Genomic DNA, 24,752 nt, shown 5'->3' with positions numbered 1-24,752 from the left:
TGCGTTGGTCCAGGTGTCTTGGCCACAGCGACGCGTGCTCTTGCGATGGGGGCAGATCAAGAAATGGCGATCCCTGAAGGACTCGAACCCTCAACCTGCTGATTAGAAGTCAGCTGCTCTATCCAGTTGAGCTAAGGGACCGCTGCCCCGCTTTTGCAGATTTTCAGCCCACAGGGCAAGCCGTCAGAGCGCGCGGCACATGAAAACGCTGAGCGGGTCGGGGCGGTAGTCGCCGAAGGGCGGACACTCGGCGAACCCCTGTCCCAGGTAGAGGCGGCGGGCGGCGGCAAAGCTGTCCGCAGTTCCGGTCTCCAGGCAGACACCCGCGGCGCCGGTGGCCCGTGCCTCGGTCAGCAGCTGGTCCAGCAGCACCCGGCCCAGACCACGGCCGCGCAGGGCGCCGGCGACATGCATGCTCTTGAGCTCAAGTACCGGACCCAGGTCGCGCAGGGCGGTGGGGGCATCGTCTTCGGCCAGGGGCTTCAACGCGCCAACCGCGGCCAGCGCAGGGCCGTCCCACAGGGCGAACACCCGTGCCCCATCCACCCGCAATGCCTCGGCGGTCATGACGTGGCAGCTTTCTTCCGGGCTTTGCGACCGCATCAGCGCGTGGTGCGCCGCCAGCAGCGCCTCGACATCCGGGTCGGACGCACCGACCGGGACTAGCCTCAGTGTAAATCGGAGCAAAGTTATCTCGGAACACTCAGAAAGTCCGTTTGGAAACATGTAGTTATTCTCCTCGAAAACAGACTCGGAGTAAAGATCCCCCGAAAATCCGGGCATGATCCCGCAAATGAACGAACCGGACAATAAAAAAAAGCCCGCCGGGGCGGGCTGGACATTCAACGATGTGAAAGTCGTCAGGCGGGTGTTTTCCTGTCGATCAGCGCGTAGACGTTCACCTGGATTGCTCCGACGCCCTGCAAGTCGGGCCTACGGAATGCCTCGATCCGACCTTCGAGAACATCTGCGAACAAGTCTTCGAACCGTCCGGCCCCGCGCTGTGCCGCGAAGGCCAGCTGGTGAAGGTCGTCGACTTGTTCCATAGCAGCAATCGGCAGGTTGGAAACTTTCTCCAGAAGTGCATCGAGATGTCCGCGGGCGAACACCACATGACGGACCGAACCCCGTCCAGTCCGGGGAGTGAGAGGTTGGAGGATCCCGACGCGATACAGGATTTCGATCTGCCTCTTGCTCGCGCCAATATACCGGGGAACGTCCTGCAAGGGCACCGCTGTCTTGAACGCCTTGATCAAGGGCACAGCGGTCGCTGCCTCGAAGACCATGTTCCCCGTCTCCACCTCGGTGGCGTCTTTTGGCACCAGCTGAATCTTTTCGAGCAATCGTGCGAGACGGACCCGGTCAATGCCCACCGCCCGCGCAAGGCTCTTGACCGTGTGATATCGCCGCTCGGTAATTTCCACGCCGAGCACCTTGGTGCCGGGTTCCACGGCCGAGTGCTTGACAATGTGATCTCGGAGGATGTCGCGGATCGGGCCCGGGTCGAGCGCGTTGCTGCGACGGTCGAGCCAGTCGAAGAGTTGGCCATAATATGCCAATGGTCCGGCCTGAACAGCGCTCGCGGGCGAGGTCTTGCGGATCGTATCGAGGGCCTCTTCGACGGCTTCCGGGCCATCGCGGTAGATCGAGAAGCCGATATCGGTGGCCTCTTCGGTCTGTGCGGGCGTCAGCTTTGCGGGCGAAAACTTATGGCCGTGCTCGAGCACCACACCCAGCATCTCAGAGGACTTCAGAACCAGTTGAATCGTCTGCCCGGCCAACCAGTTGGCGTCCGCAGGGGAATTGCCGTTCAGTCGCGCTGCCAACCAGGACATATATTCCGGCGCCTCTTCGTCCGCGCGCATGGCTTTGCCGAGCGGCGACATGCCCAGCGAACTCCGAAGGTTGGTGTCGTTCGGGTAAGGAGTTTCGGAGAGCCACACGGCGTGCCGTCCACACCGGGCCACATGGCGGAAACCCCAGATCAGGCGGAACCGGCGATTGTCGCGGGCGCCGTCTTCCGAAAGGCATTCCGGACAATACCGCCCGGCCCGAGGGCTCAGGAAGGTCTTCGAGATGTCCTGGCCCCGGAACGAGGCCCTCAACTGGTGCACGCGGATCGCGCCGCGGCGAAGAAGATCAGCATCATGGCTAGTGGCCTCAGCCAAAAGGTCCACGGTTTCGGGCCGACCTGAAACGAAATGGTCCCTACGAATGCCGAGATCCTTGAGCAAGCGCTCCATGCCCTTGCCTGTATGCATCAAGGAAAGCCGGTCGGCATAGGAGAGAAGCGTTTCTTCCGGATCGAGGGGCATGGGGGGCTTCAGGGTCATCAGGCGGCCCACCCCGACGCGATCAGCTCTTTCTGGACGAGCGCCCACTCGTCCTGCTTGAACGGCGTCTCAAGCTTGGCCTTCTTGAGCCTGCGATAGACCTTCTCGGCGCGTTCGAGCGACACGGCATCGCGCTGCTTCTTGACCGCGTCACGCACAATGGCCTTTGCGATCACGATGCTTGTCCCGATGTGGCCGCCCGATGCGAACAGGATACGTTCAACCAACATGTCTTCGTCCAGAACAGATACGCCTTCCGCGTCGAGTTTGTTGACGAGATCGACAACGTTGAAGAACCTTCCCCGTCTGCCGTTCCTGATGCAGGCGCGCGCGATGCTGACGGCGAGATGGGTCTTTCCGGTTCCGGTGCCGCCGATCAGCACGAGGTTGCGCTGATGATCGAGGAAGTCGCCGGTGGCCGGATCCCGGATCAGGGTCTCGTTGACCTCGGCGGCCTCGAAGTCGAACTCCTTGATCTCTTTGGCCAGAGGTAGCTTGGCGATGGTCATCTGGTATTTGATCGAGCGCGCCTGTCTCTCACTGATCTCGGCGGTCAGGAGGTCGCCCCTCTCGGCAGATTGCTTCGCAATCGCCTGCCGGGCAGTGAATGATCTGTCGTGGCTGGTGCTGGCGCTTGACCGCCACGCTGGAAGCGTGCCTCCGGCACGACGGCGATGATCTCGTCGTAGGCCGTCCTCATGCCGTAGAGCTTCAACTGGCCCGTCGCGCCAGAGGCGCGCCAACTATGTCAAGGCGCGCCTTCGGCGTGACGCGTCCAGCACCTGTGATCGTTCCATCCGTTTTTCTCCTGAGACTGCCATAGCGATCGCAATTGGCGGCAGGCTCGCAGGCCAGCTTCAGCGCATCCGGCGTCGTGATTGTCAGCGGCGGTGGCGGTTCGTCGTGCTGGAAGCACGCCTTTGGCGTGGTGGCGCGCCAGAATGTTCAGAACGACACCGGCGGAATGGACGCCCTGTTCCAATGCCTCGGCGCAGGCGGCTTCGACGGCCTCCAGCCCGTCGGTGAGTACGGCACCGAGGATGTCGACCATTTGCCGGTCGCCGCCGGTCTGACGTTCGAGCTTGCGCTGCACACGGCGCAGGGCCGGTGGCAGGTCCCAGCCCTTGAAGGGGGCGCCGTTGCGCAGGGCGCCGGGTTTGCGCGCCAAAACCGGGATGTAATGGAGCGGATCGTAGATCGTCTTGCCGCGACCGAACGTCCGTTCATGCCGGCCCACGATACGGCCGTCCTGCCAGCATTCCAGTCGCTCTGCGTAAGCCCTGATCTCGACAGGGCGCCCGACCGCGCGAGCATCGACCGAGTACCGGTTCTTGTCGAACCGCACGAGGCAGGTCTTGGAGACGGATGCCGGCACCGCGTGGAATCCATCGAACGGACCGACATAGGGCACCAAGCTCGACCGCTCCTCTTCGAACACGTCCCAGATCGTCTTGTACGGAATGTCGGGGTGCCGGTTCGCCTTGGCATAGGCAATGCACCGGTCCTCGAGCCAGGCATTCAGCTCGGCAAAAGACTTGAACTTCGGGCGGGGCAAGAACAACCGTCGCCGCATAACCCCTGCCTGGTTCTCGACCTGGCCCTTCTCCCAGCCCGATGCAGGGGTGCAGGGCCGTTCATTGTGGCGCCATTGGTTCAAGCCCAATGGACGGCGGGTCGACGAGGTACTGGCCGCACATCTGCTGGAAGCGGCGATTGTAGGCGCGGTCCTTGCCAACAAAGATCGTGTCCACCGCGGTCTTCGCGTCCATTGTCCTCGGACCATGTATGGATGGCCCCTTGGCAAGAGCTTTGTTCGGGTCCGGCAATCTGGTCGGTCGCGGCCATGTATTCGGCGTCTGTGTGCAGCGGTTTTGCAGCTGCGCGCCCTGATGAAGTCAGCCGGCGGGCGGGTCCCGATCAATGGCACGCGCTTCGAGGTGCTCCGGTCCGAACTGGGTATCGCGTTCCGCTTCTTACCGTCCCTGTGCCATCACCTCACGCTGCGCCTCACCATCTCTGGGCCTGCCGGTTCGCGACCGGCTTGGCCGTTCTTTGCTTGGCCGTTCTCTATCGTCTCAAGCCACGGTGTTCCGGTAGCTGTCGCCCCGCCTGATCAGCGCCCAGATCGTCCGGGCCATGCGGTTGGCCAGCGCGATAGCGACCACCTTTACGGGCTTGCGGGCGAGCATCCGGTCGAGCCAGTCCGGCACCCGGCCTGATGAACCCTCTCTACGTCCGCGCCGTGCGCTGATCTGGGCCATGGCGCCGAGGTAAAGCAGCCTGCGCAGGTACCGATTGCCAGCCTTGGAGATCCGCCCGAGCCTCTCTTTCCCGCCACTGGAATGAGCTCGCGGCGTCAGGCCGAGCCACGCCGCGTAGTCGCGCGCGCTGCGGAAGGCGGCCACATCGGGGGTGGTGGCCGCAAACGCGCTGGACGAAATCGTACCCACCCCGGGTACCGTCGCCAGTCGACGCGCCAGCGCGTCTTCGACCTGCATCTCCCCGATCCGCGCGGTGACCTCCTCGATCCGGGCCTGTGTGTCGCGCAGCTGACCGGCCAGCATGTCCAGCGCCGAACGCGCCGTAGAATGCACGTGGCGGGCTGCGTCGAGCAGGCGATCGACGTCATGGATTCCCTTCGGCACGACGATCCCGAACTCGCCGAGGTGCGCACGGATCGCGTTTACGATTTGCGTTCTCTGCCGGACGAGGAAGTCCCGTGCCTTGTGCTCGAGCAGGGCCGCCTGCCGCTCCGCCGACTTCACCGGCACGAAGCGCATCGTCGGGCGGGTCACCGCCTCGCAAATGGCCTCGGCATCAGCGGCATCAGTTTTGCCCCTCTTCACGTAGGGCTTCACATAGGCGGGTGGCATGAGACGGACTTCATGGCCAAGGGTTGCCAGTTCCCGCGCCCAATGATGGGCCCCCGCGCAGGCTTCCATGCCAACGAGGCAAGGGCCCAGCCGGGCAAAGAACACCAGGACCTGCGACCGCCGCAACTGACGGCGGCAGATGACCGTGCCTTCCGTGTCCACTCCGTGAACTTGGAAAACGTTCTTGGCCAGATCGAGGCCGATGGTGATAGGTTGGTCCATGGATGGCTCCTCGCAGGTGCGAGCTTTCACAGACCCACCTTGGCACAACGCGATGCCGCTGGTGGGGCCATCCACACCATCAATGGCGGACAATTCCCGCTGTCGTAGATGCCCCGCGCGCAGGCGCCGCCGAAGAAGGCGAACGCCCTGTCGTGGGCGTCGAACACCATCTCCTGGGTCTCTCGGGGATAGGCCCGCACAAACGGCATCCGGCTATGGCACAGGCGGACATGGGCCACCTTGACCATCATGGTCACGCCATCGAGGATCACGATCTCATGGCTCCAGTCGAACTGGTAGGCCTGGCCCGGATCGAAGCTCAATGGCACATAGGCGCTGGCCGATGCCTCCTGTGTCGCCTTCGACCAACTGGACGCATATCGGCGCACGGCGTCATAGCTGCCGTCATAGCCTTGGTTGCGCAGTTCCTCGCAGATCCGGATCAACGTCAGCCGTTCTCGCTTCCGCCGTCGGGCATTCTCGGCCAGCATCGTGTCCAGATCCGATCGCCAGGGGGCGATCTTCGGGCGCGGCTGTGTCGTGCGATCGCAGGTGAACTCGGTCGCTCCAGACCGGATGACCTTGCGCACCGTGTTCCGCGACAACCGCAGCTCTCGGCAGATCTGCTTGATCGACTTGCCTTCGACGAAATGCGCCCGCCTGATCTTCGCTATCGTCTCCACACCCAACATCCCCTGACCGCTCCCTCCCGTTCCAGAGGAAGCTTCTGAGCAGAATTATCAGGGGGGTCACTTTTGGATGCCGATCACCCCAAGATGGGGGTCAATCTTGCATGCCGATCCACATGCTCGGCCGCGGCGATGACCTGCCGGGCGAGCCGGCGCTCGGGCGGCGTCTGCATTCGGTCAAGACCGCCGCCGAGGTCACCGTCATCGACCAGAGGCGCCTCCGCAAGATGCTCGATGCGGCCGGGTTGATCCCTGGGCCGCAGGCGGAACGGCCCAACGCATGGTGCGTGTTCGATGCGGAGGCGGCCGCGCCCATCCTCGAACAGGTCGTGACCTTGCTCGACACCAAGGCCTTCTGCGCGGCGATGGGCCTTTCGCGTTCGCAATTCGATCTCCTGGTCGCAGACGGCATCCTGCGGCCGGAGATCGAGGATGCGCAGGTGAAGGCGGTCTGGAACCCAGCCACCGGGCGGGCTTTGCTGGACAAGCTGTTGACGGGGGCCGAGCCCATGCGCGAGGCGCACCACGGCTGGTGTTCTGTGGCGTAGTCTGCGCAAAGGCTCAAGATCACACCCGGCCCTATCCTCCGGGCGATCCTCGAGCGGCGTGTCACCCGGATCGCACGCCTTGCTGACAAGGATGGATATGCGTCGCTCTAAGTCCACCATGACGAGGTGACGGCGGTTCTCGGTGATGAGCCGCCGCCGGCGATGTCGCTAGAGACCTTCGCGAAGAGGGTTGGCCTTGCCCGCGTCACCTTCCTTCGCCGGCTGGTCGTGAACGGCCATACTCCGGCAACCGACTTGCCGAACCCACGAACCCGGGCGCTGCAGCGCTACATCACCGAGGAGGATGCCGCGGCCTTCCACGCGCGCTTTTTCTTTCGTCACATTCCTCGCGTAGGGAGTTGAGGCCACAGGAAATCGAATGCTGTGACTCCAAGAAAAGGCATGATGGACGCCACAACAACGGGCGACGGGTCGTAGTGGAGCGATCGGAAGTGCCCGCAGGTCAAGCTGGTTTTGCAGCTTTCGATCCTGCGCATACGCGGGGCACCGCAGCTGTGCGTTTTGTTCTGCAAGGGCGGCGGTGTCGTTTCCGATTTTCGACATCAGCGACTGCGGCCGCAACATATAGACGAATGCGACAAAGCGTGGCTAAATGTTGATCTCGCGAAGCCTTCGCGCAATCCTTGCCCCGATTCAGAGACAACTTTGCTCCGATTTACAATCAGCGTCAGTGTGTCCACGCCATGCGCCGGTCGACGGCAAAGTTCTCGGCGTAGCCGCGCGGCCGGATGTTGGCCTTGCGCTTCTTCGGCTCGAACACTTGGGCGTCGATCCCGTTTTCGCGCGCATAGGCCAGCGCGGCGTCCTTGCTGTCAAAGCTGAGCCGGACTTGGCTTTGCGTGTCCGACGACGAGGTCCACCCCATCAGCGGATCGACCGAGCGTGGACTGGCCGGTGCGAAGTCCAGAACCCAGGTCCTGGTCTTGGCCTGTCCCGAAGACATGGCTGTCCTAGCTGGCTGATAAATGCGTGCCCGCATGTCGCACCTCCTGTCCGTGCCTGACGTCGTGATCCATATGCCGCCTCGGCGCAAGAACCGCAACTGCGCCGTTTGTCACATTTTTTCGCGTCGGTACAAGCAGGCATTGGCAGATAGCCCTCCGCGGGGAGCGAGGGGTGGTTTTTTGCGGAAGGAACCGGCCAAAGGCACTGCTTGCAACAAAAAGATATATTTCAAAACCCTGTTATGGCAATGGCCATTTCGCGCGGTGGATCACCCGGAGGGGGCGGCCGCGACCACAGCCGCACGAGGCATGCGCAGGCAGGACATCATCCTCAGGGCAGCAGCCAGGCGACCAGTTCCTCGAGCTTGTAGGACACCAGCAGGTTGTCCTGGTTTTCGAAGTTGAACCCGCTGGCCGCGCCCTGGAACATGCGCAAGGTCCCGTAGCCGGTATCGCTGTCCACGAGATAGCCGCGCCTGACGCCGAGTCGCGCGGGGAACTTCGGCATTATGAAGGCATGCAGTCGGAACTCCGAAACCCCGTAGGCGGCGAAGTCGTACCCGCGAAAATCCCACAAGGTCGGCAGCGCCGCCCCGATGCCCGGGTGGTCGACCAGCTGTTCCATGGCGCGGATCAGATCCTCGCGCCCCAGGTATCCCTCGGGGCGGCCGCACAGCAAGCGTCGGCCATCGCTGAATCGCCAGACCGTCAACACCACATGGCCCCGTGCGCCGTCAACGCGAAGGTTGACCTCCATTTCGGCTTCCAAGGTCGGCCGCATGGCGTTGCCCTTTCCCGAGTGGCGAGTTTGCCGGTGATGGTGACTCGTCGACATACACAGGACAACAACTTATAGTTGTAGTATTGGTTCCGGTACAAGGGTCATGCAGAAAGCCCGTCCACGCCTGTCGAGCGCGTGACATTTCCGAAACGTCGGCCGCGTAGATGTCGGGGCCTTGTGGCGGCAGAAGGTCCGGTGCGGGCGATGGTCGCTTGCATTGACGGGGCCCGATGCCACATTCATGGGTCTCGAAGGAGTCGCTCATGCACAACAACTCGCCTCAACAGATGCCGGTCCTGCACGCGCCGGCGCCGGATGTGCGCACCCGCGAAAAGCTCGAGGGCGGCAGGCGCTTTGTCCTGCACACGGAGTTTTCGCCGGCAGGCGACCAGCCGACCGCCATCGCCGAACTGTCCCAGGGTGTGAAGAACGGCGACCGCGACCAGGTGCTGCTGGGCGCGACCGGCACGGGCAAGACCTTCACCATGGCCAAGGTGATCGAGGAAACCCAGCGCCCGGCCATCATCCTGGCCCCCAACAAGACGCTGGCCGCGCAGCTGTATGGCGAATTCAAGGGCTTCTTTCCGGACAACGCGGTCGAGTATTTCGTCAGCTACTACGACTATTACCAGCCCGAGGCCTACGTTCCGCGCAGCGACACCTACATCGAGAAGGAAAGCCAGATCAACGAGCAGATCGACCGGATGCGCCACTCGGCCACCCGGGCGCTGCTGGAGCGGGATGACGTCATCATCGTCGCCTCGGTGTCCTGCATCTACGGCATCGGCTCGGTCGAGACTTACGGCGCCATGACCCAGGACCTGCATGTCGGCAAGGAATACGACCAGCGCAAGGTGATCGCCGACCTTGTCGCCCAGCAGTACCGACGCAACGATCAGGCGTTCCAGCGCGGCAGTTTCCGCGTGCGCGGCGACAGCCTGGAGGTCTGGCCCGCCCACCTGGAGGACCGCGCCTGGAAGCTGTCCTTCTTTGGCGAAGAGCTGGAGTCGATCACCGAATTCGACCCGCTGACCGGGCAGAAGACCGACACGTTCGAACGCATCCGCCTCTATGCCAACAGCCACTACGTCACGCCGCGCCCGACGATGCAGCAAGCCATCATCGGCATCAAGAAAGAGCTGCGCCAGAGGCTCGACCAGCTGGTGAACGACGGCAAGCTGCTCGAGGCGCAGCGGCTGGAACAGCGCACCAACTTCGATCTCGAGATGCTGGAGGCGACCGGCGTCTGCAACGGGGTCGAGAACTATTCGCGCTATCTGACCGGCCGCGCCCCGGGTGAGCCGCCGCCGACCCTGTTCGAATTCATCCCCGACAACGCCATCGTCTTTGCCGATGAATCCCACGTCTCGGTCCCGCAGATCGGCGGCATGTACAAGGGCGACTACCGGCGCAAGTTCACCCTGGCCGAGCACGGATTCCGCCTGCCCTCCTGCATGGACAACCGCCCCCTCAAGTTCGAGGAATGGGACGCGATGCGCCCGCAATCGGTCTTTGTCTCGGCCACGCCCGCCGCCTGGGAGTTGGAGCAGGCCGGCGGTGTGTTCACCGAGCAGGTCATCCGCCCCACCGGCCTTCTGGACCCGCAGGTCGAGATCCGGCCGGTGGACATGCAGGTCGACGACCTGCTCGACGAGGTGCGCAAGGTCACCGCGCAGGGCTACCGCACGCTGGTCACCACCCTGACGAAGCGCATGGCCGAGGACCTGACCGAATACATGCACGAGCAGGGCATCAAGGTGCGCTACATGCATTCGGACATCGACACGATCGAGCGGATCGAGATCCTGCGCGACCTGCGCCTTGGCGCCTTCGACGTGCTCATCGGCATCAACCTGCTGCGCGAGGGCCTGGACATCCCCGAATGCGGCCTCGTCGCGATCCTCGACGCCGACAAGGAAGGCTTCCTGCGCTCCGAGACCTCGCTGGTCCAGACCATCGGCCGTGCCGCGCGCAACGTTGATGGCCGCGTCATCATGTACGCCGACCGCATGACGGGCAGCATGGAGCGCGCGCTGGCCGAGACCAACCGCCGCCGCGAAAAGCAGATCGCCTACAACATCGAACACGGCATCACCCCCTCGACGGTCAAGAAGAACGTCGAGGACATCCTGGCCGGGCTCTACAAGGGCGACGTGGACATGAACCGCGTCACCGCCCAGATCGACCCAAAACGTCAGGGCTCGAACTTGGCGGCGGTGCTGGACGGGCTGCGCACCGACATGCGCAAGGCGGCGGAGAACCTCGAGTTCGAGGAAGCGGCGCGTCTGCGGGACGAGATCAAGCGGCTTGAGGCGGTCGACCTGGTGGTCTCCGACGACCCGCTGGCGCGTCAGCAGGCGGTGGAAAAGGCCTCCGAGGACGCGGTCAGGGCGCGGGGACGGTCGACGGCAGGCAAGCCGGGGCAACGCGGGGGGAATGTGAAGCGGCGGAAAAGATAGTCGTTGCCTTTCGACGCCGGGCACCAATCATTCCAGGACAAGTCCATTAAACCCGCGCGGCGACTGACCGCTCGGGACCTGTTTGGGGAAAATGACATGAAGCGATTTTTGACCTGTCTTTCCGTCTGTTTCGGGTTCTGTGCCGGCACAGCCGCGCTTGCCGAGGACTGGAACGCGGAAATTGCCGCGGTAGAGAAGCAAGCAGACGCCTACGTCGAGTACGGTTTGAAGAAATCCGGAACGTCCTCTGTTCAGCAGGCTGTCGGCATGATCGGGATCTTCGCGGATGTTGAAAGGCACAGATGCGCGATCCTGGGGCGGATGCTGGGCCGTGCCGATGCCGTGCGGGAGTTGATCCGGACCGACCTCCCCCCGATAACCGAAAGCCTCGATGGCTACGAAGCCGTCGAAATCGGCGCATCGCTTGGCAACTGGGTGGGCGAAGCGAAATGGGCCGTGTCGGCCACCGAGGCCGATCGGATAGGGAAATGGAACCTGGATTGCGTAGGCACAATGGTTGCCGCCACGGCCTATATCGACAACCCGACCCCCGAAGCGGAATTCGCGGCTGAAGGTAGCGGCATGACGGTCTACGGCGACATCGACCTTGGCTTTTTCGAAAGGTTCAGCGCGTTTCTGGCCCAACATCCGGATGTCACCCTGATTGCACTCGGCAGCGGCGGCGGCAGCGTCAAGGATGCCATGCAGACCGGTCGCGAAATAAGGGTACGGGGCATTGAGACCGTCCTGACCGGCAATTGCTACTCGGCCTGCCCGCTGGTCTTTGCTGGCGGCGTCGAGCGGACGGTCTGGGCCGATGTCCGGAACGACTTCGGGTTTCATCGCCTGTCGACTCGCGACGGCCTGCCGCTGCCGGACGATCACCCGTTCTACGGCCTGATCGCGGAATATCTGACCGAAATGGGCGTCGACGCAGAAATGCTGATCGGCTGGATGCTCAAGGCCGGGCCGCAGGGCTTGTTTTCGCCCGAACCCCAGGTCCTGTGCGACCCCAACCTTGCGACCTTCGTTCAGAGGATCTGCGCGAAAGGCAAACGTTTCTGACGGGCTTCACGGTGCGTCGCGTCAGCGGACTTGCCGCCCCCCAAGTGGTATTGAAGTGCAATCTGCCGCCAACCGCCGCTTGCAAACTCCCGAAGCGCGTCTTTGCCGAGGGGGGGCGGCAAGCCTCAAGCCGTCGCCGCCCGCGCGCCGAAGCGCCGTTCGTAGAGGGTGCGGTAGGCCTCCGCGGAGGCGGGCAGGTGGGCGCGGACGGCGGCGACGAGCGCCTCGGTCGAGGTGCCGCGCATCGCGGCGATGATGTCGAAGTGCTGCGCCACGATGGTCTTCATGTGGGCGTCGTCGTCGTATTTCACCACGCGGATCGGCTGCGCGGTGCGGGCGTGGTGGCCGATCAGCTCGGCCAGCCGCGCGTTGCCGCAGCAGGAATACTGCACCTCGTGGAACTCCTGGTTCAGCCAGAACACGGCGCGATAGTCCTTGTTTGTCACCGCTTCGGCGTGCCGGCGGGCGATGTCCTCCAGCCGGTCGGTCAGCTCGGCCGGGCAGGGCAGGGGCGTGCGCTCGGCCGCGGCGGTTTCAAGGATGATCCGCACGTCGTACAGCGCGTCGACCTCGTCCGGAGTGAACTCCACCACCTCGACGCCGCGATTGGGCCTGCGCATCACCAGCCCCCGCGATTCGAGCACCGCAAAGGCATTGCGGACGGCGTGGCGCTTGGCGTCGTAGCGCTCCATGACGCGGTCCTCGATGATCCGTGCGCCGGGCGCGTAGAGACCGAAGATGATGTCGTTCTCCAGCTCCTTGGCCAAGTTCTCCTGCATCGCGTCGCTCCGTTGCCTGCCGAATATCCTTTGCAGCCCGTATATCACGGCCCGTCCGAAGGTGTCATGCAATATTATTGATAATATTATTGACGAGCCAATCTGCCTCTGCGTAAGGTCTCCGAAACCAACGGGAGGACGACATGAGAACCATCTCCAGCACCCTTGCGATCGCCATTTCGCTGTGGGGCGCCCAGGCCCTTGCCTGGGAAGCGACCGAGGGAAAGCCCTATTCGGGCCAGACCGTGAACGTGCTTGCCGTGAAGTCGAGCCAGTTCGAGGCGCACGAGGCGCGGCTTGAAGCGTTCGAAGAGGCGACCGGGATCGACGTGGTCTACGACTACGTGCCCTTCCCCAACATGAAAGAGGCGCTGACCACCGAGATGGTCGCCGGCGGCGGCGACTATGACGTGGTGTCGGTGATGGACCAGTGGGTGCCGTCCCTGCGGATGCTGCTGCAGCCGATCACCGAGGAGGTCGCCGCGCAGGGCACCGACCTGGGCGATTTCCCCAAGGCGCACCTGCGCCATGGCATGCTGGACGGCGAACTGGTCGGCCTGCCGGTGCGCGGCCACGTGCAGCTGCTGTTCTACCGCAAGGACCTGTTCGAGGCCGCCGGCGTGACCCCGCCGCAGACCTGGGAAGAGATGGTGACCGCCGCCAAGGCGCTGCAGGGCAACGGCGATGTCTCCGGCGTGGCGCTGCCTTATGGCAAGCTGAACGGCCAGAATCTGATGGTCTGGATGAACCTGCTGTGGGGCAAGGGCGGCGACCTGTTCGATGCCGACGGCACGCCGATCTTCAACTCGGACGCCGGTGTCGCGGCCACCGACATGTACATCGGCTTTCTGCGCAACGACGAGATCGCGCCGGCCGGGTCGGCCGTGTTCGTGGAACAGGACGCGGTCAACAGCTTCAAGCAGGGCAATTCCGCGATGCTGCCGGTCTGGTGGTGGGTGCGCTCGCAGCTGACCGACCCCGAGCAGTCCAAGCTGACGGCCGAGCAGGTCGGCTTTACCGCGCTGCCCTCGGTGGCCGGGGCGGACCGCACCACCTACACCAACACCTGGATCTTCGGTGTCACCGACGGATCCGATGCCAAGGACGCGGCGGCGGAATTCCTCGGTTGGCTGACCGATCCGGCGCTGGAACGCGACGTGCTGCTGGACCCCGCGCTGAACGAGGTCGTGGCGGTGCATATGTCCAACCTGCGTGACCCCGAGGTCAACGCCCGCTGGGGCGGCATGCACCAGTCGGCGGCCGATGCGCTGGCCACCGCCGAGGGTATCGACTTTGGCGACAACTGGCCGAGGATCGCCGAGATCCTCGAAACGGCGATCTCGAGCCTGGCCTCGGGCGAGATGACCGACACCAGGGCGGCGCTCGACAAGGCCGCGGCGGAAATCGCCGCCATCCGCTGAGCGCGCACGACGGGGCGGGGTGCGTCCGTGCATCCCGCCCGGTCACGCTTCCCCATCCAGCCACATCCCGACCCCGGAGGTATCGCCCGTGAAAGAGCGCACGTTCGCCTATGTGCTGCTGGTCCCGGCTTTTGTCATCGTGCTTGCCACGACGATCTATCCGCTGGCCTATTCCTTCGTGACCTCGTTCCGGGAATGGGATCTGACCAAGCAGCGCAGGCCCGGTGATTTCGTCGGCATCGAGAACTACCTGCACGCCGCCACCGAAAGCGGTTTCCAGAATTCGCTCTGGGTGACGACGATCTTCGTGGTGACCAGCGTGATCCTGACCCTGGTGCTGTCGATGTCGCTGGCGCTGTTGCTGCGCCGCAAGGGGCGGATGCACACCTTTACCCGCGTCATCCTGATCCTGCCCTTCGCCATGAGCCCCGCGCTGATCGGCGTCAGCTACCGCTTCATGTTCAACCCCGAATTCGGCGTGCTGGCCAAGGGGATCGGCGCGGTGTTCCCGGCGCTGGAAGGCACCCCCTGGCTGGCCGATCCGGACCTGGCCATGGCGATCCTGGTGATCACCGATGTCTGGCACTGGGCGCCCTACATGACCTTCATGTGCCTGGGCGGTCTGGCATCCATCCCGCGCGAAACCGAAGAGGCCGCCCGCATCGACGGCGCGTCCAACCTGCGCATCGTCTTCGGCATCATCCTGCCGCAGATGAAGGGCGTTCTGCTGGTGACGGCGGTGCTGAAGACCATCTTTGCGCTGAAGATGTTCGACCAGGTCGTCACCCTGACCGGCGGCGGGCCGGGCACCTCGACCGAAACGCTGGCCTTCTTCATCTTCAACGTCGGGTTCAAGTGGTTCGACATGGGCTATGCCGCGGCGCTGGCCTGGATCCTGACGGCGATCATGATGATCATTTCCACCTGGTACGTCCGGATGCTTCTGAGTGAAAGAAAGATGGCCACCGCATGAACAAGCATGTCGCATGGTGGGGGGAACGCGCCCTTCTGGTCCTGATCTCGGTGGTGGTGCTGTTTCCGATTTCCTGGATGTTCCTGACCGCCTTCAAGCAGCCGCGCGACGCCTATTCGCTGTCGCTGAACTTTGCCCCGACGTTGCAGAACTTTGTCACGGTGTTTTCGGACCCGTGGAACCTGGGCAGCATGGTGATGAACTCCGTGGTCGTGGCCACGGTCACGGTGGCTATCGCGGTGCCCTGCGCGTCGCTGGCGGCCTACTCGTTCTCGCGGTTCCGGGTGCGGGGGCGCAAGTTCCTGTTCTTCCTCGTGCTGTCGACGCAGTTCATCCCGGCTGTGGTGATCGTGCTGCCGTTCTTCCTGATGTTCCGAAGTCTTGGCCTGCTCGATACGCGGATCGCGCTGATCATCGTCAACCTGGCGATCGTGACGCCTTTCGTGATCTGGATGATCAAGGGGTTCATCGACGCCATCCCGACCGACAGCGAGGAGGCCGCGATGATCGACGGTGCCTCACGCCTGCGCGTCATCAAGGACATCGTCCTGCCGATGGCCGCGCCCGGCATCCTGACCTCGTCGATCTTCTGCTTCATCCTGACGTGGAACGAGTTCCTGTTTGCGCTGATCCTGTCGCGCCGCGATGCGGTGACCCTGCCCGTGGGCCTGGTCAGCTTTCGCACCGAACGCGGCGACCTGTGGGAGCTGATGAGCGCGGCGGGCGTCATGATCACGGTGCCGATCTTCATCATGGCGCTGCTGATCCAGAAACATTTCACGCGCGGCATGACGGCCGGCGCGGTCAAGTAGAGGAAACCAGACATGGCCGAGGTCCGTCTTGTCGACATCGAAAAGAGGTACGGCGCGTTTCTTGCCGTCCCGAAACAGAACCTGACCATCGAGGACGGCGAATTCCTGGTGCTGCTGGGGCCGTCCGGCTGCGGCAAGACCACGACCATGCGCATGATCGCGGGGCTGGAGGACATCACCGCGGGCGATATCCTGATCGCCGGCCAGAGGGTGAATGACAAGCCGCCCAAGGACCGCGACATCGCCATGGTGTTCCAGAACTACGGTCTTTATCCGCACATGACCGTGGGGCAGAACATCGAGTACCCGCTGAAGCTGCGCGGCGTCGACAGGGCCACGCGCAAGCAGCGCGTGCGCGAGACGGCGGAGAAGGTCGAACTGGGCGCCCTGCTGGAGCGCCGCCCGTCCGAGCTTTCGGGGGGGCAGCGGCAGCGCGTGGCGCTGGCGCGGGCCATCGTGCGCACGCCCAAGATTTTTCTCATGGACGAGCCGCTGTCGAACCTCGACGCCAAGCTGCGGGTGACGATGCGGGCCGAACTGAAGCACCTGCACCACGAGCTGGGCGTGACGACCGTCTACGTGACACACGACCAGATGGAAGCGATGACCCTGGCCAGCCGCGTCGCCGTGATGCGCGAAGGCCGGATCGTGCAGCTGGACACCCCGAAACGGATCTATGCCGAACCTGCGGACCTGTTCGTCGCGGGCTTCATCGGCTCGCCCTCGATGAATCTGATCGACGGCAGCGTCCGGGGCGGCGTGTTCCGCGCCACCGGGGTCGAGGTGCCGGTGGACCTTCCTGATCGCGACGGCGTGGTGCTGGGCATCCGCCCGGAGGAACTGGACATCACGCCGGATGCCTCGGCCGCCATCACCGGCAAGCTCTACGCGCTGGAACTGACCGGCGACAGCACGCTGGTGACGCTGCGCGCCGGACCGACCTCGGTCTGCGCCCGGGGCGCGGCGGATTTCGAGGCGCCGATCGACGCGCCCTGCCACCTGGCGCCCCGGCCCGGCGCCCGTCTTCACCTTTTCGACCGCGCCTCCGGGCAGCGGCTCGCCACCTGACCAATCCCGAAGGACCAGCCATGACCTCCCTCACCCAGCAACAGGCCGATGCCCGGCAAATCAAGCGTTCCGACTATGTCTCCTGCACCGTCGCCTTCATCGACTGCAAGAAGCCCGGTTCGCACCTCAAGGAAAACTACTCGATCATCGGGCCGGGCGTGACCTCGTCCGATGACCAGGTCATCAACCTGCCCGAGGCGCACGGCTTCAACATCGGCGCCGCCGCGATGCCGAACGGCATCACCAACAACCTGCACATCCATTTCACCGCCGAAGTCTTTATCGTCCAGCGCGGCGAATGGACCTTTCGCTGGGGATCGAACGGCGAAAACGAGGTGGTCGGCCGTGCCGGGGACATCGTGTCGGTGCCGACCTGGATCTTTCGCGGGTTCACCAACAGCGGCCCGGACGATGGCTGGCTGTTCACCATCCTCGGCGGCGACAACACCGGCGGCGTGATCTTTCACCCCGACATCATCCGCGAGGCGGCGGATTACGGGCTATACATTTCCTCGGACAACCGGCTGATCGACACCTCGCGCGGCGACGCGGTGCCGCCCGAGGACGGGCGCATCCCGCCGATGGCGGACGCCGACGTGGCCGACCTGCGCCCGGTGTCGCGCGACGAGATGATGAAGCGCATCGTGGCGCGTGACGCGCGTGATTTCCGCCCCGCCTTCATCGACCGGGACCTGCCCGGCGGCGGCGCGCAGATCGCCCCGGTGATTGGCTACGGCATCACCCAGAACCGCGACCACGCCGCGCCCATCACCAACCCGCACGGGTTTTCCGCCGAGTGGCTCCGGCTGGAGCCGGGCCAGTCCGTCGGGCCGTTTACCCTGGACGACAAGATGGTGCTGATCGTGCACGAAGGCCGGCTGCGGCTGGACCTGGGCGACGATGCCGGCGCCTCGGTCGAGGTGGACGCCTGGGACACCTACTCGGTCCCCGCAGGCGTGGCGCGCCGGATCACCGCGCTAGGCGATGCGCCGGTCGAGGTGCTGATCGTCGTTTCCGGCGATCACCGCAAGCGTCCGGTCTTTGCCCCCGAGGTGGTGCAGGCGGCGCAGGCGGCCGGCCTGGGGCTGGATGCCGGCGGGTTCGTGGCCAAGGCCGCCCTGTTGCCCGTCTACGGACGGGCCAAGTGATGCGGCCCAACCAGATCAGGACCCGCCTCGAGGCCGGGCAACTGGTGATCAACGCCTGGCTGTCGATCGCTTCCACCTATGCCGCCGAAGGCGTGGGGCACAGCGGCGTGCATTCGGTGACGGTGGACCTGCAACACGGGATGCTGGATTTCGCGGATGCCTTGCAGATGATGCAGGCCATCTCGGCAACGCCGGCCACCCCGCTGGTCCGCGTTCCGGCGCTGGACGCCGCCCGGATCATGCACCTGCTGGATGCCGGCGCCTACGGCATCATCTGCCCGATGATCTCGACTCCGCAACAGGCGGCCGACCTGGTGGCCGCCTGCCGCTATCCGCCGACGGGCAAGCGCAGTTTCGGGCCGTCGCGCGGCCTGCTGTACGGTGGCGCCGATTACGTGGCCGAGGCCGACCGCACGATCATGGTCATCCCGATGATCGAGACCGCCGAGGCGGTCGACCGCATCGACGAGATCCTGGATGTCGAGGGCGTCGACATGATCTACCTTGGCCCCAACGATCTGGCCTTTGACCTCGACGGTCATGTCGGCCACCCGCGCCCGAGATCCGAGGCCGCGCTGGCCCGGGTCCTGCAGGCGGCCCAGGTCCGCAACACCCCGGCCGGGATCTTCTGCGCCTCTGCCGAAGAGGCGCGCGCCCGCGCGGACCAGGGATTTCGGCTGGTGACCCCGGCAAACGATTTCGCTCACCTGACCCGCAGCATGAAAGAGGCGGTCCGCGTCACCCTGGCCGAACCGGACGCCGCCGTGCCACGCTCCGCCGCGCGTCATGGCTATTGAGGACCTCCGATCCAGGAACTGGGTCCTGCTGCCGGGCACCCTCTGTACCGGCGCGATTTTCGACGGGTTTCTCGACGTTCTCGGCGTGCCGGTCACACGCCGGCACAGCGTCGAATTGCGGCAGCCGACCGTCGACGCCTACGAAAGCCTTCTCAATACCCGCGCGAAGGGGGCCGTGCTGTGCGGCTTCTCCCTGGGCGCGATCGTCGCGGCGCATCTTGCCGACAGGCGGTCTCCGGCGCGGATCATCCTGTTCGGGCTGAACCCCTATCCCGACGATCCCCGCAAGGCCGTGGCGCGTCATGCCCTCGCCCGTGATGTCGTAACCACAGGCGGGGCCGCGGCCTTGCGGCCGCGCTTGCCCGCGCTGCATGGACCGGCACCGGACCGGGTGCGCGTGGCCCTTCTGGCCATGGCCAACGCGTCTGCGTCCGACATCGCGGCGCAGACGCAGCTGGCCCTGACCCGCCCCGGCGCGCTTGCGGCCCTGTCCGGGGCGCAGGCGCCGGTGATGGTGCTGACCGGGGGCGAGGATGACAGCGCCCCTGTGGCCCAGGGGCAAGCCGCCGCCCAGGCCGCGCCGATGGGGCAGTTCGCCGATCTTCCGGGCCTGGGCCATTATGCCCTGCTGGAGGGCCCCGAGGCCTGTGCCAATGCGCTGGTCAGGCTGGAAGCGGCCGTCGAATACCACGCCGGGACGACCGCGCGGCATTGACACGTCCGCCCCGCCCCCCGACCGTGGGGGGAAAGGGCGCAAGAAGGGATGAAGAACGTGACGACAGGAACAGCATTGCAACTGGCCGTGTACGGCCTGGGGTCCATGGGCTACGGCATCGCCGGTTCGGCCTTGCGCGCGGGTCACCGGGTCTGGGGCGTCGACGTCGCGCCCGCCAATCGCGCCCGCTTTGTCAGCGAGGGCGGCCAGGACAGCGATGTCCGCGACCATGCCGGCACGCTGGACGCGGTGATCGTCGTGGTTCTGAACGCCGCGCAGACCGAGGACGTGCTGTTCGGGGCAGGTGGCATCGTCCCCGCGCTGCGCCCCGGCGCAGCCGTTATGTCCTGCGCCACGGTGCCGCCGGAGTTCGCCCGTCGGATGGAGGCGCGCTGTGCCGAACATGGCGTGCATTACCTCGACGCCCCGATCTCGGGCGGATCGGCCCGGGCCGCCGAGGGCCGCCTGAGCATCATGGCCTCGGGCCGGCCAGAGGCGTTCGCCGCGCTGCGCGGGGTTCTGGACGGCATCGCCGAGACGGTGTTCGAACTGGGCGACAGCGCCGGCGCGGGCAGCGCCATGAAGGCCGTCAACCAGATGCTGGCCGGGGTGCATATCGCCGCAATGGCCGAGGCGCTGACCTTCGGCATGACGCAGGGCGTCGCCCCGGAGAAATTCCTGGAGGTGATCAGCAAATGCGCGGGCACCAGCTGGATGCTGGAGAACCGCGCGCCGCACGTGGTGGCCGGGGACTACACGCCGCACAGCTCGGTCAACATCTGGCCCAAGGACCTGGGCATCGTGCTGGACATCGCGCGCGGCGCGCGGTTCGGCGCGCCGCTGACCGCGGCGGCGATGCAGCAGTTCCTGGCTGCCGCCGGCATGGGGCTGGGGGCCGAGGACGATGCCGCGGTGGCCAAGGTCTATGCCCGCAACGCCGGCCTGCGCCTGCCGGGCGAAGACGGGGGCGCGGAATGACTACGCTGCTTGGATGCGTCGCGGATGATTTCACCGGCGCCACGGACCTGGCCGGACTACTGGCCCGCAGCGGCGTGCGCGTCTCGCTGCGGATCGGCGTCCCGACCGAGCCGCCCGGCGACACCAGCCCGTTCGAGGTGATCGCGCTGAAGTCCCGCACCGCCCCGGTCGCGCAGGCCGTCGAGCAGGCGCGCGCGGCGCTGGACTGGCTGCAACGCGCGGGCGCCAGCCGGTTCTTCTGGAAGTATTGTTCGACCTTCGACAGCACGCCGACCGGCAACATCGGCCCGGTGGCCGAGGCCTTGATGCGCGATCTGGGCGCCGCTCAGACGATCTATTGCCCGGCCTTCCCGGAAAACGGGCGAACCATCTTCATGGGCAACCTGTTTGTCGGGCGGCAGCCGCTGGCAGAAAGCCCGATGCGCGACCACCCCCTGACCCCCATGCGCGACAGCAACCTGATGCGGCTGCTGGCGCCGCAGGTCACCCGGCCGGTCGGGCTGGTCGACAGGCTGACCGTCGCCAAGGGCGCGCAGGCGCTGCGCGAGGCGCTGGCCGCCCTCGCGGCCGAGGGTGTCGCCCATGTCGTCATCGACGCCGTGGCGAACGCGGACCTCGACATCATCGCCGACGCCTGCCGCGACATGCGGCTGCTGACCGGCGGGTCGGCCGTGGCGATGCCGTTGCCTAGGCTCTACGTCGCCGACGGGCTGCTGTCGGCCGATGCGCCGAAAATGGCCTTTCCCAAGGTTCCGGCGCGGGGAATCGTCCTGTCGGGCAGTTGTTCGGACATGACCAACCGGCAGGTCGCGGCCTACCTGGACACGGGCGCGCCATCCTACCGGCTGGATCCGCTGACGCTGGCCGAGGCGGGGCCTGCGCCGGTGCTGGACTGGCTGGCAACGCAGGATCTGACCGCTGTACCGATGGTCTATGCCACGGCGGATCCGGCCAGCGTCAAGGCCGCGCAGAACAGGCTGGGCGTGGCCGAGGCGGGGCAGCTTGTCGAACAGACGCTTGCTGCCTGTGCCGTGGCGGCCCGCGACGCCGGGGCGCGGCGGATCATCGTCGCCGGAGGGGAAACCTCGGGTGCCGTCACGCAGGCGCTTGGGGTGGATCGGCTGGACATCGGCCCCGAGATCGCCCCGGGCGTGCCCTGGACCCTGTGCCGCTCGGCCGGGCAGCAGGTTGCGCTGACGCTGAAATCGGGCAACTTCGGGCAGCCGGGCTTTTTCACCGATGCGCAGGACGTGCTGGAGGCCGGATGACCGAGGACTCCCGCCTGCGCGAAACGATGTGCCTGCTGGCGAGGTCGATGTTCGACCGCGGGCTGACCGGCGGCAGCACCGGCAACATCTCGGCCCGCACGGCGGATGGCGGGCTGCTGGTCAGCCCGACCGGCACCAGCTTTGGCCGGCTCGATCCGGCGCGGCTGAGCCGGTTCGACGCCGCCGGGCGGTTGGTCGATGGCGATCCGCCGACCAAGGAAATGCCGCTGCACAGCGCGTTCTACGACACCCGGTCCACCGCCGGGGCCGTGGTTCACCTGCACGCCTGCCATTCGGTTGCCCTGTCGATGATGCCCGAGGTCGACCCGGACAATTTCCTGCCGCCGCTGACGCCCTACGCGATCATGAAGCTGGGCAAGGTCAAGCTGCTGCCCTTCTTCCTGCCCGGCGACCCGGCGATGGGCGAGGCGGTGCGCGGTCTTGCCGGCAAACGCTCTGCCGTGATGCTGGCCAACCACGGCCCGGTTGTCGCCGGCAAGGACCTTGAGGCCGCCTGCAACGCGATCGAGGAGCTCGAGGACACGGCGCGACTGGCGATGATGACACGGGGCATGTCGCCGCGCGGGTTGTCGGAAGATGAGGTCGCCCGGCTGGTGCGGACCTTCGACGTGGAGTGGGATGCCTGAGACCTGCGCGCGCGCCGGGTAATCAGCCCGTTGCGGCTCAGGCCGTGGGGTCTTTGCTCAGGCGGGCCTGGCCGGGCACGGCGGCCGGTGGTGGCGATGCGGCCGTCGCCCCGGGCGTGATGCGCAGGGCGCGCAGAGCGTTCAGGATCACGGCGACGTCGATCACCTCTTGCAGCAGGGCGCCCTGCACCGGGGTCAGGTAGCCGTAGGCGGCGGCGATCATGCCGAGCACCGACAGGCCGATCCCGGCGACCACGCTTTCGACCGCGATCCGCCGCGAGGCCCGCGCGATCTCGATCCCCGGCCGCAGCCGGTCGACCCGGTCCACCAGCAGCACCACGTCGGCCGCCTCGGCCGAGGCGGCGGCACCGCGCGCGCCCATGGCCACGCCGACATCGGCCGCCGCCAGCGCGGGGGCGTCATTGACCCCGTCGCCCACCATCATGACGGGGCCGTGCTTGCGCTCGGCCAGCACCAGCAGCACCTTCTGATCGGGTGTCAGCCCGGCGCGCAGCCCGTCCAGGTGCAAGCCTTCGGTCACCCGTTCGGCCACGTCGGCGCGGTCGCCGGTGGCCAGCAGGATGCGCGTGATTCCCTGCTGGCGCAGCCCGTCGAGCATGGCGGCCGTGCCGTCGCGCAAGGGGTCGGACATCACCAGGTGACCCGCCATGCGTCCATCGACCGCCACGGCGACAAGGACAGACCCGGCATCGAGGGCGGGGAAATCGTCTGCGGCCCGCCCGACCCGGGCCGCCACGAAGGCATCCCCGCCGACGATGACCTTGCGGCCCTCCACCTGGCCAATGACACCCTCGCCGGGGATCTCGGCCACCTCCGACGGCACGGGCAGCGCCAGGCGGCGCGCCTTGGCGGCGGCGACGATGGCCTGCGCCACGGGATGCTTGGACGCCTGGTCAAGGGCTGCGGCAAGCCGCAGGATCTCGTCCTTGGACATGCCGTCGTGGCTGTCGATCGACACGATCTGCGGGCGGCCGTCCGTCAGGGTGCCGGTCTTGTCCAGGATCAGCGTGCGGATGCGCGCCATCGTCTCCAGAGGCCCGGCACCCTTGATCAGCACGCCGTAATGCGCGGCGCGCGACAGCCCCGCGACCAGCGCCACCGGCACGGCCAGGATCAGCGGGCAGGGCGTGGCGACGACCAGCACCGCCACGGCGCGGATCGGATCCCCGGTGAACCACCAGGCGGCAAAGGCGATGGCGACCGTGACGGCGAGAAAGCCCAGCGACCATTGGTCCGCCAGCCGGGACATCGGTGCCTTGGACCGCTGCGCCTCTTCCACCAGCCGGACGATCCCGGCATAGGTGCTGTCCCGCGCGATCCGCGTCGCGGTCAGGTCAAAGGCTTCGCCAGCGTTTGTCGATCCGCTCATCGCCGCGCCCCCCGGCACCAGCCGCACGGGCAGCGATTCGCCCGTCAGGGCAGAGGTGTCGAGAAAGGCCGCGTCCGAGGCCACCGTGCCGTCCACCGGCACCACGTCGCCCTGCCGGATCAACAGCCGGTCGCCCGGGGCGATCTGGTCCAGCGGCACCTCCTCGAGACCGCCGTTCAGGTGGCGCGTGGCCGTGCGCGGGACGCGGGACAGCAGATCGTGCATCTCGCGCCGCGCCCGGCCCTCGGCAAAGCTTTCGAGGAAGGTGCCGCCGCTGTACATCACCGCCACGACCGCCGCCGCCAGCGTCTCGCCAAAGATCAGCGCGGCGGTCATCGACAGCGCCGCGACGATGTCCAGCCCGACCTCGCCCCGGCCGATGCTGCGCAGGATCTCGATCACCAGCGCGGTCAGCGCGGGCACCACCCCGGCGACCCAGAGCGGCGTCGCCAGGTCGCCCCGGCCGGCGACATAGGCGGCAAGCCCGGTGACCAGACCCGCCACGGCCAAGAGCAGGATGGCGGTCTTCAAACGATCCGACGTGGTCTGTTCCATGCGGTCCGGGTTCCCTCTGCAAGGGGGATGCCAAAGGTGGGGTCGAACGTGGCTGTCCGATCCCCGGGCCCCCTTGTGTCGTCGCCATCATCGCCCAGGGGGGAAGTGGCGTCGAGTCCGGGCGGCCGTGACATGTCGGCGCCTCCTCCGGCTCAGCCGGAGGTTTTGGTGTCTGTGAGGATGAGTGATGGGTCGATGCCGCGTTTTTCGGCGCTGGCGCGGACGGCGTCGCGGAGCGCTGCGCTGCGGTTCAGCAGGCGGCGAAA

20 protein-coding genes, 1 tRNA gene and 3 pseudogenes are annotated in these 24,752 nt (G+C 66.0%); 13 read left to right on the top strand and 11 right to left on the bottom strand.

The genetic code is table 11. The features are described from left to right. Positions 1-64: 64 nt before the first annotated feature. The 7 genes and pseudogenes from MAA8898_RS24980 to istA all read right to left on the bottom strand — a co-directional run. Positions 65-141 (bottom strand) — tRNA-Arg (locus tag MAA8898_RS24980). Between the two features lie 42 nt (positions 142-183). Then, positions 184-687 carry a GNAT family N-acetyltransferase gene (locus MAA8898_RS24975; RefSeq protein ID WP_245853636.1) on the bottom strand — a complete coding sequence of 168 codons (504 nt, stop codon included), beginning with the start codon at positions 685-687 and terminating at the stop codon, positions 184-186. A gap of 173 nt (positions 688-860) precedes the next feature. Further along, positions 861-2,315, bottom strand: coding sequence for a TniQ family protein (locus MAA8898_RS24970; protein ID WP_176445319.1), 1,455 nt, complete (start codon positions 2,313-2,315; stop codon positions 861-863). Between the two features lie 272 nt (positions 2,316-2,587). Further along, positions 2,588-3,033 (bottom strand): annotated as a pseudogene (locus tag MAA8898_RS24965) (ATP-binding protein); the annotation flags it as partial. Between the two features lie 11 nt (positions 3,034-3,044). Next, positions 3,045-4,093, bottom strand: a pseudogene (locus MAA8898_RS24960) (Mu transposase domain-containing protein); the annotation flags it as partial. Between the two features lie 315 nt (positions 4,094-4,408). After that, on the bottom strand, positions 4,409-5,428 hold the full coding sequence (locus MAA8898_RS24955; RefSeq protein ID WP_094023735.1) for an IS110 family RNA-guided transposase: 1,020 nt from the start codon (positions 5,426-5,428) through the stop codon (positions 4,409-4,411). A 98-nt stretch (positions 5,429-5,526) separates the two neighbouring features. Beyond that, positions 5,527-6,120 (bottom strand): annotated as a pseudogene (gene istA, locus MAA8898_RS24950) (IS21 family transposase); the annotation flags it as partial. 101 nt (positions 6,121-6,221) lie between these two features. On the opposite strand from istA, the gene MAA8898_RS24945 reads away from it, so the two are divergent. After that, a complete protein-coding gene (locus MAA8898_RS24945; RefSeq protein ID WP_094023734.1) occupies positions 6,222-6,665 on the top strand; it encodes a hypothetical protein in 444 nt (147 codons plus the stop codon). Between the two features lie 688 nt (positions 6,666-7,353). Here the strand turns inward: MAA8898_RS24945 and MAA8898_RS24935 are convergent. Next, positions 7,354-7,665: an ETC complex I subunit gene (locus MAA8898_RS24935; protein ID WP_094023732.1), complete on the bottom strand. Its 312-nt coding sequence runs from the start codon at positions 7,663-7,665 to the stop codon at positions 7,354-7,356. A gap of 296 nt (positions 7,666-7,961) precedes the next feature. Continuing rightward, positions 7,962-8,387: a hypothetical protein gene (locus MAA8898_RS24930; protein WP_141194954.1), complete on the bottom strand. Its 426-nt coding sequence runs from the start codon at positions 8,385-8,387 to the stop codon at positions 7,962-7,964. A 287-nt stretch (positions 8,388-8,674) separates the two neighbouring features. On the opposite strand from MAA8898_RS24930, the gene uvrB reads away from it, so the two are divergent. After that, positions 8,675-10,870, top strand: a complete 2,196-nt coding sequence (uvrB, locus tag MAA8898_RS24925; RefSeq protein ID WP_281252922.1) for an excinuclease ABC subunit UvrB — start codon at positions 8,675-8,677, stop codon at positions 10,868-10,870. Positions 10,871-10,966: 96 nt separating this feature from the next. Continuing rightward, on the top strand, positions 10,967-11,935 hold the full coding sequence (locus MAA8898_RS24920) for a hypothetical protein (RefSeq protein WP_141194953.1): 969 nt from the start codon (positions 10,967-10,969) through the stop codon (positions 11,933-11,935). A 125-nt stretch (positions 11,936-12,060) separates the two neighbouring features. Here MAA8898_RS24920 and MAA8898_RS24915 read toward each other — a convergent pair whose 3' ends face one another. Next, positions 12,061-12,714, bottom strand: coding sequence for a GntR family transcriptional regulator (locus MAA8898_RS24915; protein WP_094023728.1), 654 nt, complete (start codon positions 12,712-12,714; stop codon positions 12,061-12,063). A gap of 143 nt (positions 12,715-12,857) precedes the next feature. Between MAA8898_RS24915 and MAA8898_RS24910 the strand changes: the two genes are divergently transcribed. The 10 genes from MAA8898_RS24910 (at position 12,858) to otnC (ending at position 22,541) form a co-directional block, all read left to right on the top strand. Further along, positions 12,858-14,135 carry an ABC transporter substrate-binding protein gene (locus MAA8898_RS24910; RefSeq protein ID WP_094023727.1) on the top strand — a complete coding sequence of 426 codons (1,278 nt, stop codon included), beginning with the start codon at positions 12,858-12,860 and terminating at the stop codon, positions 14,133-14,135. An 88-nt stretch (positions 14,136-14,223) separates the two neighbouring features. Further along, positions 14,224-15,108 (top strand): carbohydrate ABC transporter permease, encoded by an 885-nt coding sequence (locus MAA8898_RS24905; RefSeq protein WP_094023726.1) that lies wholly within the window; start codon positions 14,224-14,226, stop codon positions 15,106-15,108. After that, positions 15,105-15,920, top strand: a complete 816-nt coding sequence (locus MAA8898_RS24900) for a carbohydrate ABC transporter permease (RefSeq protein WP_094023725.1) — start codon at positions 15,105-15,107, stop codon at positions 15,918-15,920. The genes MAA8898_RS24905 and MAA8898_RS24900 overlap by 4 nt, the downstream gene beginning before the upstream one ends. 12 nt (positions 15,921-15,932) lie before the next feature. Then, positions 15,933-16,988 carry an ABC transporter ATP-binding protein gene (locus MAA8898_RS24895; RefSeq protein WP_094023724.1) on the top strand — a complete coding sequence of 352 codons (1,056 nt, stop codon included), beginning with the start codon at positions 15,933-15,935 and terminating at the stop codon, positions 16,986-16,988. A 20-nt stretch (positions 16,989-17,008) separates the two neighbouring features. Further along, positions 17,009-18,136, top strand: coding sequence for a cupin domain-containing protein (locus tag MAA8898_RS24890; protein WP_094023723.1), 1,128 nt, complete (start codon positions 17,009-17,011; stop codon positions 18,134-18,136). After that, on the top strand, positions 18,136-18,933 hold the full coding sequence (locus MAA8898_RS24885; protein WP_094023722.1) for an HpcH/HpaI aldolase family protein: 798 nt from the start codon (positions 18,136-18,138) through the stop codon (positions 18,931-18,933). Before MAA8898_RS24890 ends, MAA8898_RS24885 begins: the two co-directional genes overlap by 1 nt. Further along, on the top strand, positions 18,923-19,648 hold the full coding sequence (locus tag MAA8898_RS24880; protein ID WP_094023721.1) for an alpha/beta fold hydrolase: 726 nt from the start codon (positions 18,923-18,925) through the stop codon (positions 19,646-19,648). The genes MAA8898_RS24885 and MAA8898_RS24880 overlap by 11 nt, the downstream gene beginning before the upstream one ends. Positions 19,649-19,705: 57 nt before the next feature. Further along, positions 19,706-20,626 carry an L-threonate dehydrogenase gene (gene ltnD / locus MAA8898_RS24875; protein ID WP_370738642.1) on the top strand — a complete coding sequence of 307 codons (921 nt, stop codon included), beginning with the start codon at positions 19,706-19,708 and terminating at the stop codon, positions 20,624-20,626. After that, positions 20,623-21,894, top strand: coding sequence for a 3-oxo-tetronate kinase (gene otnK, locus MAA8898_RS24870; protein ID WP_094023719.1), 1,272 nt, complete (start codon positions 20,623-20,625; stop codon positions 21,892-21,894). Before ltnD ends, otnK begins: the two co-directional genes overlap by 4 nt. Further along, positions 21,891-22,541 (top strand): 3-oxo-tetronate 4-phosphate decarboxylase, encoded by a 651-nt coding sequence (gene otnC / locus MAA8898_RS24865; RefSeq protein ID WP_094023718.1) that lies wholly within the window; start codon positions 21,891-21,893, stop codon positions 22,539-22,541. The genes otnK and otnC overlap by 4 nt, the downstream gene beginning before the upstream one ends. 37 nt (positions 22,542-22,578) lie before the next feature. On the opposite strand, the gene MAA8898_RS24860 is transcribed toward otnC, so the two are convergent. After that, positions 22,579-24,486: a heavy metal translocating P-type ATPase gene (locus tag MAA8898_RS24860; protein ID WP_094023717.1), complete on the bottom strand. Its 1,908-nt coding sequence runs from the start codon at positions 24,484-24,486 to the stop codon at positions 22,579-22,581. Between the last annotated feature and the right edge of the window lie 266 nt (positions 24,487-24,752).

Source organism: Antarctobacter aquimaris, assembly GCF_900184945.1.
Taxonomy (GTDB): Bacteria; Pseudomonadota; Alphaproteobacteria; order Rhodobacterales; family Rhodobacteraceae; genus Maliponia; species Maliponia aquimaris.
The sequence above is the reverse complement of the archived record's forward strand: the minus strand, read 5'-3'. Positions and strand labels throughout refer to the sequence as shown.

What these genes read in the sequence shown, in the direction of transcription:
- MAA8898_RS24910 (WP_094023727.1), top strand. Translation starts at nt 12,858, where the DNA reads ATGAGAACCATCTCCAGCACCCTTGCGATCGCCATTTCGCTGTGGGGC.
- otnC (WP_094023718.1), top strand. Translation starts at nt 21,891, where the DNA reads ATGACCGAGGACTCCCGCCTGCGCGAAACGATGTGCCTGCTGGCGAGG.
- MAA8898_RS24945 (WP_094023734.1), top strand. Translation starts at nt 6,222, where the DNA reads ATGCCGATCCACATGCTCGGCCGCGGCGATGACCTGCCGGGCGAGCCG.
- MAA8898_RS24860 (WP_094023717.1), bottom strand. Translation starts at nt 24,486, where the DNA reads ATGGAACAGACCACGTCGGATCGTTTGAAGACCGCCATCCTGCTCTTG.
- MAA8898_RS24895 (WP_094023724.1), top strand. Translation starts at nt 15,933, where the DNA reads ATGGCCGAGGTCCGTCTTGTCGACATCGAAAAGAGGTACGGCGCGTTT.
- uvrB (WP_281252922.1), top strand. Translation starts at nt 8,675, where the DNA reads ATGCACAACAACTCGCCTCAACAGATGCCGGTCCTGCACGCGCCGGCG.
- MAA8898_RS24920 (WP_141194953.1), top strand. Translation starts at nt 10,967, where the DNA reads ATGAAGCGATTTTTGACCTGTCTTTCCGTCTGTTTCGGGTTCTGTGCC.
- otnK (WP_094023719.1), top strand. Translation starts at nt 20,623, where the DNA reads ATGACTACGCTGCTTGGATGCGTCGCGGATGATTTCACCGGCGCCACG.
- MAA8898_RS24900 (WP_094023725.1), top strand. Translation starts at nt 15,105, where the DNA reads ATGAACAAGCATGTCGCATGGTGGGGGGAACGCGCCCTTCTGGTCCTG.
- MAA8898_RS24935 (WP_094023732.1), bottom strand. Translation starts at nt 7,665, where the DNA reads ATGCGGGCACGCATTTATCAGCCAGCTAGGACAGCCATGTCTTCGGGA.
- MAA8898_RS24890 (WP_094023723.1), top strand. Translation starts at nt 17,009, where the DNA reads ATGACCTCCCTCACCCAGCAACAGGCCGATGCCCGGCAAATCAAGCGT.
- MAA8898_RS24955 (WP_094023735.1), bottom strand. Translation starts at nt 5,428, where the DNA reads ATGGACCAACCTATCACCATCGGCCTCGATCTGGCCAAGAACGTTTTC.
- MAA8898_RS24970 (WP_176445319.1), bottom strand. Translation starts at nt 2,315, where the DNA reads ATGCCCCTCGATCCGGAAGAAACGCTTCTCTCCTATGCCGACCGGCTT.
- MAA8898_RS24930 (WP_141194954.1), bottom strand. Translation starts at nt 8,387, where the DNA reads ATGGAGGTCAACCTTCGCGTTGACGGCGCACGGGGCCATGTGGTGTTG.
- MAA8898_RS24885 (WP_094023722.1), top strand. Translation starts at nt 18,136, where the DNA reads ATGCGGCCCAACCAGATCAGGACCCGCCTCGAGGCCGGGCAACTGGTG.
- MAA8898_RS24915 (WP_094023728.1), bottom strand. Translation starts at nt 12,714, where the DNA reads ATGCAGGAGAACTTGGCCAAGGAGCTGGAGAACGACATCATCTTCGGT.
- MAA8898_RS24880 (WP_094023721.1), top strand. Translation starts at nt 18,923, where the DNA reads ATGGCTATTGAGGACCTCCGATCCAGGAACTGGGTCCTGCTGCCGGGC.